A 14242-nucleotide genomic window follows, 5' to 3' on the forward strand; every position below is an offset into this window, starting at 1 on the left:
GACAAAATCAACGCACTCTAAAACCGGAAGGGCCACTTTAGTGGGGAAGAAGGCGCGCTGCGCCGCAAGGCAATCTCGATGGCTATCAACCGCGAGGAAATCGCGGAGACCATCTTCCACGGCACCCGCACACCGGCCCGCGAGTTCACCTCCCCGGTCCTGAATGGCTACAACGACAGCCTGCCCGGTTCGGAGAACCTGGACTATAACCCGGAGGAGGCGAAGAAGCTCTGGGCGGAGGCCGATAAGAAGTACGGTGCTTTTGAAGGCTCGTTCCCCATTAACTACAACACCGACGGCGACAACAAAGATTGGGCCGATGCCGTAGCCAACAACATCAGCAACACGCTGGGAATTCAAGCCGTGGGGAACCCCTACCCGGACTTCAAGTCCTTCCGCGATGCCTACCGCAGCGAGCGTATGGACGGTGCCTACCGCACGGCGTGGTTCGCCGACTATCCCTCCATGGGCAACTTCCTCGGGCCAAACTTCACCACGGGTGTAGCTTCCAACGACTCGAAGTACTCCAACCCGGAATTCGATGAGCTCATCGTCAAGGCCAACGGCGCCGCGAATGAGGAGGAAGCCGCGAAGCTCTACAACCAGGCGCAAGAGCTTCTGCTGCGTGACCTTCCTTCCATCCCGCTGTTCTACCCGAACGTGGTCGGCGGCTGGTCCGAGAACGTCCAGGACGTGACCTTCAACTGGAAGTCCCTGCCGGTGTACTACGCGGTGAAGAAGAACTAGTCGTTTCCATCGTTGAGTTACTGCGGGAGATTGCGCACCTGCTCTAACAAAACTGCCCGAGTTGCCAAAGATCCCCGCTGAGATCGAAGGCCCAGCCCCTATTTTTGGCAGATCGGGCAGTTGCAATCTCGCTGTGGGCACACCGCTGATGCTCCGCAACTGGATTACAGTACGGAGGTATGACCTCCGTACTTTTTCTTTGCAATACCAACCGCGGTAAGTCCCAGATGGCGGCTGCCTTAGCCAGGAAGCATGCGCCCGACTGGGAGATTCACTCCGCAGGAGTAAAGACCACTGAACAGCATCGTGAGCAGGGCGTTAATACTGAGGCGCAGGCCTCCCTTGCAAAGGTCGGCGCCGACATGGCAGGTACGCCGACGTTGATTGACCGCGACCTTGCGTCTTCAGTGGACCACGTCATCGTCGTCGGTGATGCCGACTATGACGGAGTGGCTGAGCGTTGGGAGATTGAGGACCCGTCCGTGCGCGGCCTAGAAGGCGCGGAGCGAATGGATGCGCTGCGCGATGACATTGATGCTCGCGTACGAGCTTTCCTTGATGGTCACGCGCAGGACTGAAAACTAAAACTGCCCGAGTTGCCAAAACTAGGGGCTGGAATTCGATCTCAGCGGTGATCTTTGGCAGATCGGGCAGTTGTGCTTTGAGAAACTAGCCGCGGAAGGTATACCACTGCACCGAGTTGGCCGGCAGGTGCAGCTGTACGTGGTTGCCTTCGGAGCGCACGCGGTGGGCAAGGTCGTTGCCAGCACCCTGGTAGACGGCGTCGTCGGTGTTGATGACTAGCTCCCATTCGCCGTCGCGCGGCACCCAGAGGTCATAGTTTGGCACCGAGCTGCCGGAGAGGTTGCACACCGCCAACACTGCGGAGCCATCCTTTCCGTAGCGCACGTAGCCGAGCATGTTGTTGTTCGAGTCATCAGCCTTGACCCACTGGAAGCCGTCCTGGGTAAAGTCCTGTGTCCAGAGTGCCGGGTGCTGCATGTACACCGCGTTGAGGTCGCGCACTAGGCGCTTGATGCCGTGGTGCCACTCGTTGCCCCAGCCCTCCAAGTTGGACCAATCCACGGAGTGGCCTTCGGCCCATTCGGTGGTCTGGCCAAACTCCTGGCCCATGAACATCAGCTGCTTGCCCGGGTGGGAGAACATGTAGCCATACAGAGCGCGCAGGCCCGCGGCCTTATTCCAGTCATCGCCCGGCATGCGCTCCCACAGGGAGCCCTTGCCGTGCACAACTTCGTCGTGGCTAAACGGCAGCACATAGCGCTCCGAGTAGGCGTAGACCATGGAGAAGGTGAGCTCACCGTGGTGGTACCGGCGGTGAATCGGCTCGTGCTTGAAGTACTCCAGGGTGTCGTTCATCCAGCCCATGTTCCACTTCAGGCTAAAGCCCAAACCGCCTTCATGCGTCGGAGCGGTCACGCCTGGCCAGGAGGTGGATTCTTCGGCGATGGTCAGCACGCCCGGGTGGGTGCGGTTCAGCGTGGCGTTGGTCTCCTGAAGGAATTGGACGGCCTCAAGATTTTCGCGCCCGCCGTAGATATTGGGCAGCCATTCATCGCGGGAGTAGTCCAAGTAGAGCATGGAGGCTACGGCGTCGACGCGCAGGCCGTCGATGTGGAACTCCTCCGCCCAGTAGAGGGCATTGGCTACTAGGAAGTTGCGCACCTCGTTGCGGCCGAAGTCGAAGACATAAGTTCCCCAGTCAGCCTGCTCGCCGCGGCGCGGATCCGGGTGCTCGTAGAGTGCCTGGCCATCAAACCGGCCCAGCGCCCACTCATCCTTGGGGAAGTGAGCTGGTACCCAGTCGACGAAGACGCCGATGCCGGCCTCGTGCAAATCGTTGATGAGCGCGCGCAGCTCGTCCGGGGTGCCCCAGCGCGCGGTAGGTGCGTAGTAGCCGGAGACCTGGTAGCCCCAGGAACCGCCGAAGGGGTGCTCGGCCACGGGCAGAAATTCCACGTGAGTAAAGCCGTGCTCCACCAAATAGGGGATGAGCTCCTCACGCAGGCTGTTGTAGTTGGCGCCTACCTTCCACGAGCCGACGTGGAGCTCATAGACACTCATAGGGACGTCGAGGTCGCCGTTGCGGTTGTTCATCCACTCCTCATCGCTCCATTCGAAGCTGGAGCGAGCCACCACGGAGGCGGTTTCCGGCGGGGCAATGGTGCGCTTGGCCAGGGGATCGGCCTTGTCAATGCGCGGGGAGTTCTTGCCGTGGACGGCAAACTTATAGCGCTCGCCTTCGCCCACTCCGGGGATGAAGACCTCCCAAATGCCCGTGGAACCGAGGCATCGCATGGGGTATTGGGTTGGGTTCCAGCCGCAGAAGTCACCGACCACGGCCACACCCTCCGCGTTAGGCGCCCACACGGCAAACGCCGTGCCCTCGACCGTGCCCAAGTCGGTGGTGTAGCTCTTGAGGTTGGCACCGAGCACTTCCCACAGGCGCTCGTGGCGGCCCTCACCGATGAGGTGTTGATCCAGGGTGCCCAGGGTGGGCAGGAAGTGATAGCCGTCCGCTACTTCGGTAGCGGGCTGGCCCGGGTAGGTGATGCGCAGGCGGTAGTCTGCTTCTTCGGCGAGCGGGGCCTCCCAGATATCATCCCCAACCGCGCGCATAGCAATCGTGTCGGTTGCGGTGACGAGCTCGACGGCTTCGGCACCGGGGCGGCGAGTGCGGACGGTACCGTCGTGCCACCCATAGAAATCATGGGGCGCGTGGTGGCGGCAGTGGTTAAGGCGTTCGAGGTCTGAGGCCGGGATGTTCATACTGACCAAATTACCGAACAACGCCCGCCCGCGGGGCAGAAAAGAAACCCCGCGCTACCCGGAAAGGGGGACGGAATCAGCGCGGGGTGGTGAGGGTTTTAAAAGCCTAGGGGCGGTAGTCGTTCACACGGCGCCACGCTATGCGTTCCTGCAGGTCATGGTGGGCCGGCGGGAGGACGAAGATGTGGGCGACGTCACGCAGCGGCTCCAGACGCACGAAGTTACGGTCGGACCACTCGTAGGCAGCTCCACTGATGGTGTCCTGCACCGTGAAGTGATCGTCCGGGTGGCGGCCCACGGCGGCAAGATCCAGGAAGACTGTGGCCTCCTGTGCATTGCGCGGATCCAGGTTGACCACCACGAGCACCACGTTGCCGGTGGTGGGATCAGCCTTGGAGTAGGCAATGATGGCCTCGTTATCAGTGTTGTGGAAGCGCAGCGTGCGCAGCTGCTGGAGGGCCGGGTTCTCGCGGCGGATGACGTTGAGCAGGCGGATATAGGACTCCAGGGAGTCACCAGACTTAACGGCGGCCCGGAAGTCGCGCGGGCGCAGCTCGTATTTCTCCGAATCGAGGTATTCCTCGCTGCCCGGCTTGACTGCTTGATGCTCGTAGAGTTCGAAGCCGGAGTACACGCCCCACAGCGGGGAGAGCGTGGCAGCCAAAGTGGCGCGGATGGCGAACATGGCGCGCCCGCCGGTCTGCAGAGATTCGTGGAGGATATCCGGGGTATTGACAAAGAGGTTGGGGCGGCAGATATCGGCCTGCTCCACGTGCATCTGCGCGAACTCGGTGAGCTCGTGCTTGGAGGTCTGCCACGTGAAGTAGGTATAAGACTGCGTAAATCCAGCCTTGGCCAAACCGAACAGGCGCGGGGCGCGGGTGAAGGCCTCGGAGAGGAAGATGACCTCCGGGTGGGTCACGTGCACCTTGGAAATCAGCCAATTCCAGAAATTGGCGGGCTTGGTGTGCGGGTTGTCCACGCGGAAGGTGGTGACACCAGCCTCCACCCAGATCATGACGATGCGGTAGATCTCCGCATAGATGGCATCCGGGTCGTTATCGAAATTGAGCGGGTAGATGTCCTGGTACTTCTTCGGCGGGTTCTCGGCGTAGGCAATGGTGCCATCGGCCAACACCGTGAAAAACTCTGGGTTGGTCTTGGCCCACGGGTGATCCGGGGAGGCCTGTAGGGCTAGGTCCAGTGCTACCTCCAGGCCCAAGCCAGCGGCCTTCTTGACCAGCTGCTTGAAGTCCTCCATGGTGCCCAATTCCGGGTGCGTGGTGGAGTGGTCCTGAATGGCCCAGGGAGAGCCCACGTCACCAGGCTCCGCCACCACGGAGTTGTTGCGGCCCTTGCGGTGCACCTTGCCAATGGGGTGGATGGGCGGGAAATAGACGGTATCGAAACCCATGGCGGCCACGCGCTCCAGTGCCTGCGCCGTGGTCTTAAACGTGCCGTGCACGGGGTTTCCCTCGTCATCCCAGCCGCCGGTCGAGCGCGGGAAGAGCTCGTACCACGAGTTGTAGAGAGCTTCAGGACGCTCTACCAGGACCTCGTGGATGTCACCTTCCACCAGCAGGTGACGCAGTGGGTGGCGGTGGAGGATCTCCATGACCTCCTCGGACAGTGCGGTGCGCACGCGCTTATCGACGTCCACCGACTCATCCTTCAGCTCCTTCGCCGCCTGAAAGAGCAGCTCCGCCTTGTCACTCGGGCACTGAATCGCCGCCTCCTCGAAGAGCTCGGCGCCGTGTAGAAGGTCATTGCTGAGCTCTTGTGCGGATTGTCCTGCCTCCATCTTCTTGACCACCGCGTTGCGCCAGGTGGACATCGGATCCGACCAGGCATCGATGCGGAAGAACCAACGCCCAGTGGTGGCTGGGCTAAATACGCCGTGGACTCGGTCTGGATTCTCCGGGTCCACCGTCATAGTAACGGCGGAGGTAGATGGGGATTCGGTGTTCCATACCGAGAGCGTTGCGGCGACGGCATCGTGGCCCTCGCGCCACACCAGCGCAGTGACAGGGATAACCTCTCCGACCACAGCCTTCGAGGCGGCATTACCGGAGAGGGAGGGGCGGACATCGTCGATACCAAGGCGTTGAGTCATGCCCATAGAATAATGCAGCTGTGTCAGTTTCACCGGGGAAGAAGGATTTCAGCCACAATGGTGGCTGTGAACACTCCAGAGCAATTGAGCCAGCAAGACCCTGAACTGATGGAAACCGACGAAGATTGGTTGATTGACTTCCGCGGCGTCGAGCTGCGACGCGGTGGGCGCACACTGGTGGGGCCCATCGACTGGCAGGTGGAGCTCGATGAACGCTGGGTCATCATCGGCCCCAACGGCGCGGGCAAGACCTCCTTGGTCCGAATGGCTGCCGCCGAAGAGTTCCCGTCCGCTGGTGTGGCTTTCCTCATGGGTGAGCGCCTGGGCAAGACGGATATGCGCGATCTGCGCGCCGCCATCGGTATTTCCTCCGCCGCCGTCCAACACCGCATCCCGGATAGAGAACGCGTGGATGATCTCGTTGTGTCTGCCGGTTATGCGGTCCTCGGCCGCTGGCGTGAGGACTACCAAGACATGGACTTCTCCCGTGCCGATGACATCTTGGAACAAGTGGGTGCAGCGCACCTGGCAGAGCGGACCTGGGGCACGCTTTCTGAAGGCGAGAAGAAGCGCGTCATCCTCGCCCGCGCGCTGATGGCCAACCCGGAGCTGCTCATCCTGGATGAGCCTTCCGCCGGTATGGACTTGGGTGGCCGTGAGGACCTCGTGGGCTACTTGGGGGACCTAGCACTCGATGCGGATGCCCCGGCAATTGTCATGATTACCCACCACGTCGAGGAAATCCCTTATGGATTTACCCATGCGATGCTCCTAGATGAGGGTAAGGTCGTGGCCAAAGGACTCATTAACTCTGTCCTGACGTCGGAAAACCTCTCCAAGGCTTTCCACCAACCCATCCAGGTGGACCGCATTGGGGAGAGGTACTTCGCCCGACGAGTCCGCTAACCCCTAGCACATAACCCCTAGTACATAACCTCAGTACGCCTTCTCGACGTATACCTCTCGAATTCTGCTCCTAGCTTGCAGACACGGAAAGTTGCATGAGCCAGTCCATCCACGACAGCCTTGATGCCATCGACCCTGGCGAAACCACGGGCTTTAACGGGGCACGCCTGGCCGCTACTGTCCTCTTGTTACGCGATACCGCGGAGGGCTTGCGCGTGTGGATCCAAGAACGCGTGCACACCATGCGTAATTACCCCGGCCACGTTGTCTTTCCCGGCGGCGGTGTAGACCCGCGTGACTTCCCACCGCGTTCTTGGGACTCCGGCGAACTATGGGCGGGCAGCTCGGTGGTCTCCATGGCACGGCGCATGGGCGTAACCAAGTACAAGGCACACGCCCTTGTCTTCGCGGCCGCCCGGGAGCTTTTCGAGGAGGCCGGCACGCTGCTGGCCATCCGCGAGGACGGCTTGGTTTCCGACGCCTCTCGCTACCACCGTGAGCGCGAGCTGTTAGAAACCCACGAGATTTCCTTCACCGAGTTCCTTGAGCACAACGGCATGCGTGTCGACGCCGACATGCTCTTGCCTTGGTCCCGCTGGGCCGGGGAAGACAACAACCACTGGTTCGACACCTTCTTCTTCATCGGTGTACTACCCGAAGGCCAAGAACCCGATGGAGATACAGGCGAAGCCGACGACGCCGGCTGGTTCGACCCACAACTGGTCCTCGATGGCTGGCGCGCCGGGTTGGTGCGCCTAGCTATCCCGACGTGGGCGCAGCTCAAGCGTTTGACCTCCTACGCCACGGTCAAAGAGGTCTTAGATGATGCCTCCTTCTCCGACCTGCGTCCGATTATCGGCGACCCGCGCGATGATGAGCGCTACCGTGAATACTTCACCACTTTCCCTGTCGACCGCATTTAAGTCGGCCTCGCCCGGCATCAACCGATACAGAAGAAACCTGCATGAGCTACACCCTGGACGAAGTTGCCTTCCTACGCGAGAACGCCGCTACGATCGATGCCGCCGCAGCAGACCTGGAAGGGACCAAGAAGGCGCACCTGCGGGACGTCGCCAAGCTGCAGGCCCAATTCGGTAATTATGGCCGCGCCGTAGCCGAGCTGATCCAAGCCCGCAGTTCCGGCAAGCTACCGGGGCAGTGGCTTATGGATCACGACTCCGCCCAACAGGCCACCCCACCCGCAGTGGCGGCTTATCGCGCGCAGTTCCTTCAGGAACGCAACGTGGACTTCGTCCACGACCTCACCTGCTCCATCGGCACCGAAGGCCAGGCCTATCGCCCCGGCGCTTATGTGGGCAGTGACCTAGACGCCTCACGCGTGGCCATGGCGCACCACAACATTGAGCACCCAGTTTTTCGCGCCGATGCTCTAACCACCACGACGACCGCCCAGGTCTGCATCGCCGACCCTGCGCGGCGACAGGGTGGCAATCGCATCACGCGCCTAGACCAACTCCTACCACCGCCAGCAGATCTGCTGGCCACCCACGGCGAGATGGCCATCAAGTGCGCCCCCGGCATTGATCATTCCGAATGGGAAGGCCTGGCTTGCGTGGTGAGCCTCGATGGCGGGGTGAAGGAAGCCTGCCTGTATACCCCGGGCCTGGGAATGGGGAAGAGGGCAGTGGTCCTCAACACCACGCCCGAAGGAATACACACTGACGTCATCGAGGATGACCTCGACGAAAACGAGCTGCCTGAGGCTGGGCCCATGGGGCGCTTCCTCATCGACCCCGACGGCGCCATCGTGCGCGCCGGGCTGGTGCGCCACTACGCCGCGCGGGAAGGCTTGCATCAGCTGGACCCGCGCATTGCCTACCTCACCGGCGACCGCCTTCCGCAAGGCATGTCCGGATTTGAATTCATCGAGATGGTCCCCATGAAGAAGCTAAAAGCGGCCATGGCGGCCCACGACGTCGGCTCGCTGGAAATCCTGGTACGCGGGCAAGACGTGAACCCGGACCAGCTGCGTAAGAAGCTCAAGCTCAAAGGCTCCACTGCCAAGACACTCGTGGTCACGCGCATTGGAACGAAGGGAGTCGCGGTGTTGTGCGGACCGCGAGTAGTATCGACCGAAGGTAATTACGCACCCTAATAGTTTCAAAATTTACGGAAGGGGAAGTGCCCACATGCCAGTCATTGTGGCTCTGGTCAAGCACGTACCGGATACGTGGTCAACCAAGACCCTCGAGGCGGACCACACGTTGGACCGTACCTCGGTGGATAACGTCATCGATGAGGTCAACGAGTACTCCGTCGAGCAGGCACTGCGCTTGCGCGACGATAACGCCGACGCCGGCTATGAGGTCGTGGCGCTTACGATGGGCCCGGCCGCTGCCGATGAGGCTCTGCGCAAGGCACTGGCCATGGGCGCAGACCACGCCGTGCACGTGACGGACGACGCCCTCGCCGGCGCCGACGCCCTGGCTACCGCCTGGGTTCTCAACGCCGCCATCAACAAGGTGGGAGAAAAGTTCGGTGAGGTCCAGGTCATCACCCTGGGCAACAACTCTTCGGATGCCTCCACCGGGCTTATCGCTGGCCTGCTGGCTGAGTATCGCCAGCTGCCCGCACTCACGGAGCTCAAGGCCGCCTCCCTGGCCGGTGCCACCGCTACCGGCACTCGCGAGGATGCCCACGGCCACTGGGAGCTTAGCGCCAACCTACCGGCGATCCTGTCCTTTACCGACAAGGCCGATAAGCCGCGTTTCCCCAACTTCAAGGGCCTGATGGCCGCCAAGAAGGCTGAGGTCACCACCCTCGCCGTGGCGGACCTCGGCATTGACGGTGTGCCTTCCACCACCACGGTCACCGCCTCCGTGCAGCGCCCGGCCCGCACCGCCGGTGAGGTCATCACCGACCCGGATCCGGCCGTGGCTGCCGCCAAGGTCGCGGACTTCCTGGCCGCCAAGAATCTCATCGAGGGTTAAAGGAGAAAAGATATGTCTCACGTTTATGTCCTAGTTGAGCACGAAGCAGACCAGCTCAGCCCCGTTACCGGCGAGCTCATCACCGCCGCCCGCGCGCTCGGCACCGTCTCCGCCGTCGTCGTGGCCAAGGATGCCGCCACCGCCGCCTCTTTCGATGCCGAGCTGGGCAACTTCGGTGCCGCCCAGGTGGTCCAGGCCACCGCCGCGGACTATGAGCAGCGCATCGTCACCCCGGAGGTCGACGCCCTCCACGCCTTGGCCGCCAATAACCCGGCGCCCATCGTGCTGGCCTCCACCCCGACCAACAATGAGATCGCCGGTCGCCTCGCCGCCCGCCTGGGCTCGGGTGCCTTGGTCAACGTCGACGGCATTAATGCCGACGGTACCGCCCACCACACCATCTTCGGTGGTTCCTACGAGACTTCCTCCACAGCCACCGGTTCTGTGGTCTATACCCTGCGCCCAGGCTCCGTGGTTGCCGAGCCGCAGCCGGTCACCGCAGCACCCGCGCCCTTCGAGCTGCCTGCCGCTACAGCGAAGGACGTCACCGTCACCTCCTTCACCCCGGCTGAGAAGACCGCCCGTCCGGAGCTGACCTCCGCCAAGGTCGTCGTGGCCGGTGGCCGCGGCGTGGGCGATAAGTTCGCCGACGTGGTGGAGCCGCTTGCCGATTCCCTCGGGGCCGCCGTCGGCGCTACCCGCGACGCCGTGGATGAGGGCTTCTACGACCCGGCCCACCAGATCGGTCAGACCGGTGCGACCGTGTCCCCGAAGCTCTACATCGGCCTGGGTATTTCCGGTGCTATTCAGCACACCTCCGGCATGCAGACCTCGGAGACCATCGTCGTGGTCAATCAAGACCAGGACGAGCCCTTCTTCCAGATCGCCGATCTCGGCGTGGTGGGTGACCTCCATGAGATCGCCCCGGCACTTGCCGCGGAGCTGACCAAGCGCAAGGAGGCTGGCAACTAATGCCGCTCTACCTCGATTACGCAGCCACCCAGCCCATGCGCCAGTGCGCTATCGACGCATGGACGCAGGCAGCCAGTTCCCTCAACCCGGGCGCGTCCTATGCCTCCGGGCGCAAGGCACGCTCCGTGCTGGATGACGCCCGCGAGACCGTTGCCGAGCTGCTCGGCTGCGAACCCATCGAGGTCATCTTCACCTCCTCCGGCACGGAGGCGGACAACATCGCCATTCAGGGCCTCTACCGCGCTGCGCAGTCTGCTTCCCCCGAAGCCGCGCAGCGCATCGTTTCGACCCCCATCGAGCACCCTGCCGTGCTCGAAACCGTGGAGAAGCTCCAGACTGAGCACGGCGCGACCGTAGAGCTTCTCCCGGTTGATTCCACGGGCCACGTCAGCGATTTAAGCGCCCTGGATACCCCGGCCGCGGTGGCCACCTGCATGTGGGCCAACAACGAGACCGGCGCCATTCAGCCGGTCGCGGACATTACCCAGCGCGCCGCCGCGCAGAACACCCCTGTGCATATCGACGCCGTGCAGGTTGCCGGCAAGCTACCCATCAACTTCCACGAGCTGGGTGCCACCACATTGGCGGCCAGCGCCCACAAGTTCGGCGGCCCGCGCGGCATCGGCCTGCTGCTTGCACGCCGTACCCCCGCCCCTCAACCCATCGCCTTCGGCGGCGGTCAAGAGCGCGGCATCCGCCCCGGCACCGTCGACGTGGCTAGTGCGAGCGCGCTTGCCGCAGCTCTGCGTGAGTCTGTCGCGGAAATGGAGCAGGAGGAAATCCGCCTGACTGCACTTCGCGACAAGCTCAAGGCCGGCATCGAATCCAGCATCGACAACGTCATCATCAACTCTGCCGAGCCAACCTTGGCTTCCCACCTGCACGTGTCCTTCCCTGGCACGGACGGCGACAGCCTTATTATGCTGCTTGACGCCGCCGGTATCGAAGCCTCCGCCGGCTCCGCCTGCCACGCGGGCGTTAACCGCATGTCCCACGTGCTCGAAGCCATGGGCATCGACGAAGAACACGGCCGCGGCTCCCTGCGCTTCAGCCTGGGACGAATGACCACTGAAGAGGACATCGACGCCGTGCTGGCCGGGCTTCCGGAGATCATTCGCCGCGCCCGCTCGGTCTAGAGCTGCGGCACCTAGAACATGAACTTCGGCCCGAAGTACACAACGATGGGCACGATGCTCAGTATTGCCAGCACGAGTGCGAGGACGGCGGTCTTCCGGCGCGACGGTGGCTCATCGGATGAGAGAGACTGGCAGGCCAGAAAGGCAAAGAGCGGTGCGAGAACCGGGGTAGCGAAGCACAGCCCAATGAAGGTGAAGATTCCGGAGAAACCGAATAGGGCCGAGGCGGGTTCCTCGACGGCATCGGCGACGAATAGTGAGAGGAACCCAAGCACCCAGCCGCACAGAATGATGACGGAGCCCCACAGGGCGAGTTTCTCGTTGAAGACTCTTGCCAAGCCACGGCGCGGAGGCAGACCCGATTCCTGGGATTCTTCGAAGGCCTTGGGTGCGGTGGGCTCGGCGTTCTGATCCATGGAGCTGTCCTTCTTCGGTATCAGTCTGTGGCGCTGTCATTGCCTGAGTGAGCGGTAACTCTGTTTTCGCGCAGTGTAGCAGTGGTTGTTGTTGCTGGGAGCGGTCGTCCGGCGCTGCGTTAAGTATGTGACCTAAGAGTTTAAAGTTTCGCGTGTTGCATCTGTGACTGGTGTTGTTGAAACGGTAGTGTGGCGCGCATGAGCCATGCACGTCGCCTTGTTACCGCCGCCGTTACCGCAGTAGCGGCCGTGGCACTGTCCGTATCCACCGCCGTTGCCATCCCGTCCTACGCACCTTCTGGTGTGGATGTCTCCGGCAATAACCACATGTCCCTGCGTGGGATCGACTGGGATGCCGTGAAGTCCGACGGCCAGTCCTATGCCTTTGTCAAGGCCACCGAGGGCGTTGGGTTTGTCAACAACCACTTCGTGCGCGATGCCAATGCCGCAGCAGCTGCTGGGCTCAAGGTTGGCGCCTACCACTACGCACGCCCGGCGGGTGACGCCAAGCAGCAGGCAGCCAGCTTTGCCTCCCAAATCGCGCTGGTGCCGACGCAGACCCTGCCGCCGGTGCTTGACATTGAGGTTGATGAGGGCCTGAGCGCTAAGCAGTTGGAGGGGTGGATTGATACCTTCATGACGGAGGTAAAGTCCCTGACAGGCCGCACCCCGATGTTGTACACCTACAAGTACTTCTGGATGGGTCAGATGGGTAACACCACGCGCTTCTCCGAGTACCCGCTGTGGTTGGCGGCCTACCAGGATACCGCGCCCGAACCGGTTGGAGGCTGGGACAAGCTGGCCTTCTGGCAGCGTTCGGGAAGCGGCCGCGTGGCCGGCATCGAGACCGATGTGGACATGAACCTCTTTAACGGTACTGAAGCCCAGCTGCACTCCTTCTCCGGTGGCAACTACATTGACTTCGGTGGCATCTTGGATGACTTGGTCATTCCGGGTGTGGACCTTGGTGATGACGCCGGTGTGCTGATTGCGGGTATCCTGGCCCTAGCAGCGGGTGCAGTAGCCGTTCCTGCCGTAGCGGATGCCGCGAAGGATGCGGGCTTGGACGTGGATCCGACCGGGCTTGTGAAGCAGGCAGAAAAGCTGCTCAACACTGGCGCTATTAGCACCGATGACCTCAAGGACATGTCCAATAACGACGCCAGCATCGGTGACCTGGCCATCTTCCTGGATAACGCACAGCACCTGCAGGACGTCGACGCGGATAACGTAAGCCAGCAGGATGTAGAGAATGCAGACCGCGCCGCACGCAGCGCTGGTCACGCCGCAGGTGTAGCCATCCCAGCGTTTAATTCCAAGCAGGTAGCGGACCTGCTCAATAGCCTGCGCTAATCGTTGTTGGTTGCCACGGTATCGCGCCGCGGGGCCGCGCCCTTAAAAAAGCGGCGGGTCCAGGACTCGTCGCGGAAGTGTGCAGGCACGGCACCGGAGAGTAACGGCTTGGCCAGTGCAGCGGCTTCGGGGGAGCCGTCCGCGGGTAGTTCGGTATCTGAGCCAATGAGAATGATGTTGCCGTAGCGCCGGCCTTTAAGCATGGGAGGGTCGGCGATAACCGCGACGTGTGCGAAGACTTCTGCCATCCCGGCTAACTCCGCCTTTGCGCCCTGGAGATCGGAATGGTCACCGCAGTTGGCCACGTAGAGGCCACCGGGGCATAGTGTTGCATGGGCGTGCTGGAAAAATTCTTGGGTGGTGAGGGGCTTCGGGGTTGTATCACCCGCGAAGACGTCTCGGATGATGACGTCGAAGCGGTTCGGCGGGAACCCTTCTGTGACCTCTCGCGCCTCGCCGGCGCGGATTTTGACGCGGGGCGCGGAAGGAATATCGGCCAGCTCACGGATGAGCTCCGCTAGCTTGGCGTCGAGTTCGACCACAGTGTTGTGGGAATCCGGCCACAGGTCAGCCAAGTAGCGTGGTAGCGAGCAACCACCGCCGCCCAGGTGGAGTAGGCGTTTGCCGGGTGCGAGATTCTCTACCGCGGCGGCGATCCAGCGCATGTACTCGAACTCTAGGCTGCGCGGCTCATCGGGGATGAGGTGTGAGGAGGGCACGCCGTTGACGTTGAGGATGAATGCGCCGTCGCGGAAAGGATCCGGCTCGATGACGAGCTCGCCAGTGGATATCTCATAGGTTCCCGCGATGGAGTTGGTGGTGTTGCGCTTTCTGCCCATAGTGCCTCTTAGCTTAGGG

The 14242-nt window shown here is 62.2% G+C and carries 12 protein-coding genes and 1 pseudogene; 9 read left to right on the forward strand and 4 right to left on the reverse strand.

The window, feature by feature from the left end; all coding sequences use genetic code 11:
- Positions 1–33 precede the first annotated feature (33 nt).
- Positions 34–747, forward strand: a pseudogene (locus HMPREF3147_RS11250) (ABC transporter substrate-binding protein); the annotation flags it as partial.
- Between the two features lie 179 nt (positions 748–926).
- On the forward strand, positions 927–1325 hold the full coding sequence (locus HMPREF3147_RS11255) for an arsenate reductase/protein-tyrosine-phosphatase family protein (protein ID WP_070447692.1): 399 nt from the start codon (positions 927–929) through the stop codon (positions 1323–1325).
- A 91-nt stretch (positions 1326–1416) separates the two neighbouring features.
- Here HMPREF3147_RS11255 and glgB read toward each other — a convergent pair whose 3' ends face one another.
- Together glgB and HMPREF3147_RS11265 are read right to left on the reverse strand one after the other, a co-directional pair.
- The gene (glgB, locus tag HMPREF3147_RS11260; RefSeq protein ID WP_070447695.1) at positions 1417–3537 is read right to left on the reverse strand and encodes a 1,4-alpha-glucan branching protein GlgB; all 2121 of its coding nucleotides are present in this window, start codon (positions 3535–3537) and stop codon (positions 1417–1419) included.
- A 106-nt stretch (positions 3538–3643) separates the two neighbouring features.
- Positions 3644–5650, reverse strand: a complete 2007-nt coding sequence (locus HMPREF3147_RS11265) for a maltotransferase domain-containing protein (protein WP_070447760.1) — start codon at positions 5648–5650, stop codon at positions 3644–3646.
- A gap of 57 nt (positions 5651–5707) precedes the next feature.
- Here HMPREF3147_RS11265 and HMPREF3147_RS11270 point away from each other — a divergent pair, with 57 nt between their 5' ends.
- The 6 genes from HMPREF3147_RS11270 (at position 5708) to HMPREF3147_RS11295 (ending at position 11615) form a co-directional block, all read left to right on the forward strand.
- Complete coding sequence (locus HMPREF3147_RS11270; RefSeq protein WP_070447698.1) at positions 5708–6556, forward strand: ABC transporter ATP-binding protein; 849 nt, start codon at positions 5708–5710, stop codon at positions 6554–6556.
- Between the two features lie 95 nt (positions 6557–6651).
- A complete protein-coding gene (locus HMPREF3147_RS11275) occupies positions 6652–7479 on the forward strand; it encodes an NUDIX hydrolase (RefSeq protein WP_070447702.1) in 828 nt (275 codons plus the stop codon).
- Between the two features lie 41 nt (positions 7480–7520).
- Complete coding sequence (locus HMPREF3147_RS11280) at positions 7521–8672, forward strand: THUMP-like domain-containing protein (protein ID WP_070447705.1); 1152 nt, start codon at positions 7521–7523, stop codon at positions 8670–8672.
- Between the two features lie 34 nt (positions 8673–8706).
- Positions 8707–9507, forward strand: coding sequence for an electron transfer flavoprotein subunit beta/FixA family protein (locus HMPREF3147_RS11285; protein ID WP_070447708.1), 801 nt, complete (start codon positions 8707–8709; stop codon positions 9505–9507).
- Between the two features lie 12 nt (positions 9508–9519).
- Positions 9520–10479: an electron transfer flavoprotein subunit alpha/FixB family protein gene (locus HMPREF3147_RS11290; protein WP_070447710.1), complete on the forward strand. Its 960-nt coding sequence runs from the start codon at positions 9520–9522 to the stop codon at positions 10477–10479.
- Entirely contained in the window at positions 10479–11615 is a 1137-nt protein-coding gene (locus HMPREF3147_RS11295; protein ID WP_070447713.1) for a cysteine desulfurase family protein, read from the forward strand. Before HMPREF3147_RS11290 ends, HMPREF3147_RS11295 begins: the two co-directional genes overlap by 1 nt.
- A gap of 11 nt (positions 11616–11626) precedes the next feature.
- Here HMPREF3147_RS11295 and HMPREF3147_RS11300 read toward each other — a convergent pair whose 3' ends face one another.
- Positions 11627–12031, reverse strand: a complete 405-nt coding sequence (locus HMPREF3147_RS11300; protein WP_070447716.1) for a hypothetical protein — start codon at positions 12029–12031, stop codon at positions 11627–11629.
- 198 nt (positions 12032–12229) lie between these two features.
- Here HMPREF3147_RS11300 and HMPREF3147_RS11305 point away from each other — a divergent pair, with 198 nt between their 5' ends.
- Positions 12230–13384, forward strand: a complete 1155-nt coding sequence (locus HMPREF3147_RS11305) for a glycoside hydrolase family 25 protein (protein WP_070447718.1) — start codon at positions 12230–12232, stop codon at positions 13382–13384.
- On the opposite strand, the gene HMPREF3147_RS11310 is transcribed toward HMPREF3147_RS11305, so the two are convergent.
- Positions 13381–14223: a spermidine synthase gene (locus HMPREF3147_RS11310; RefSeq protein ID WP_070447721.1), complete on the reverse strand. Its 843-nt coding sequence runs from the start codon at positions 14221–14223 to the stop codon at positions 13381–13383. The two genes, HMPREF3147_RS11305 and HMPREF3147_RS11310, sit on opposite strands and share 4 nt — an antisense overlap.
- Positions 14224–14242 lie beyond the last annotated feature (19 nt).

The organism is Corynebacterium sp. HMSC05D03 (assembly GCF_001807205.1).
GTDB classification, from domain to species: Bacteria; Actinomycetota; Actinomycetes; order Mycobacteriales; family Mycobacteriaceae; genus Corynebacterium; species Corynebacterium aurimucosum.

Excerpts from the sequence above, each read along its gene's own strand:
- HMPREF3147_RS11255 (WP_070447692.1), top strand. The coding sequence starts at position 927 with ATGACCTCCGTACTTTTTCTTTGCAATACCAACCGCGGTAAGTCCCAG.
- glgB (WP_070447695.1), bottom strand. The coding sequence starts at position 3,537 with ATGAACATCCCGGCCTCAGACCTCGAACGCCTTAACCACTGCCGCCAC.
- HMPREF3147_RS11265 (WP_070447760.1), bottom strand. The coding sequence starts at position 5,650 with ATGACTCAACGCCTTGGTATCGACGATGTCCGCCCCTCCCTCTCCGGT.
- HMPREF3147_RS11270 (WP_070447698.1), top strand. The coding sequence starts at position 5,708 with ATGGTGGCTGTGAACACTCCAGAGCAATTGAGCCAGCAAGACCCTGAA.
- HMPREF3147_RS11275 (WP_070447702.1), top strand. The coding sequence starts at position 6,652 with ATGAGCCAGTCCATCCACGACAGCCTTGATGCCATCGACCCTGGCGAA.
- HMPREF3147_RS11280 (WP_070447705.1), top strand. The coding sequence starts at position 7,521 with ATGAGCTACACCCTGGACGAAGTTGCCTTCCTACGCGAGAACGCCGCT.
- HMPREF3147_RS11285 (WP_070447708.1), top strand. The coding sequence starts at position 8,707 with ATGCCAGTCATTGTGGCTCTGGTCAAGCACGTACCGGATACGTGGTCA.
- HMPREF3147_RS11290 (WP_070447710.1), top strand. The coding sequence starts at position 9,520 with ATGTCTCACGTTTATGTCCTAGTTGAGCACGAAGCAGACCAGCTCAGC.
- HMPREF3147_RS11295 (WP_070447713.1), top strand. The coding sequence starts at position 10,479 with ATGCCGCTCTACCTCGATTACGCAGCCACCCAGCCCATGCGCCAGTGC.
- HMPREF3147_RS11300 (WP_070447716.1), bottom strand. The coding sequence starts at position 12,031 with ATGGATCAGAACGCCGAGCCCACCGCACCCAAGGCCTTCGAAGAATCC.
- HMPREF3147_RS11305 (WP_070447718.1), top strand. The coding sequence starts at position 12,230 with ATGAGCCATGCACGTCGCCTTGTTACCGCCGCCGTTACCGCAGTAGCG.
- HMPREF3147_RS11310 (WP_070447721.1), bottom strand. The coding sequence starts at position 14,223 with ATGGGCAGAAAGCGCAACACCACCAACTCCATCGCGGGAACCTATGAG.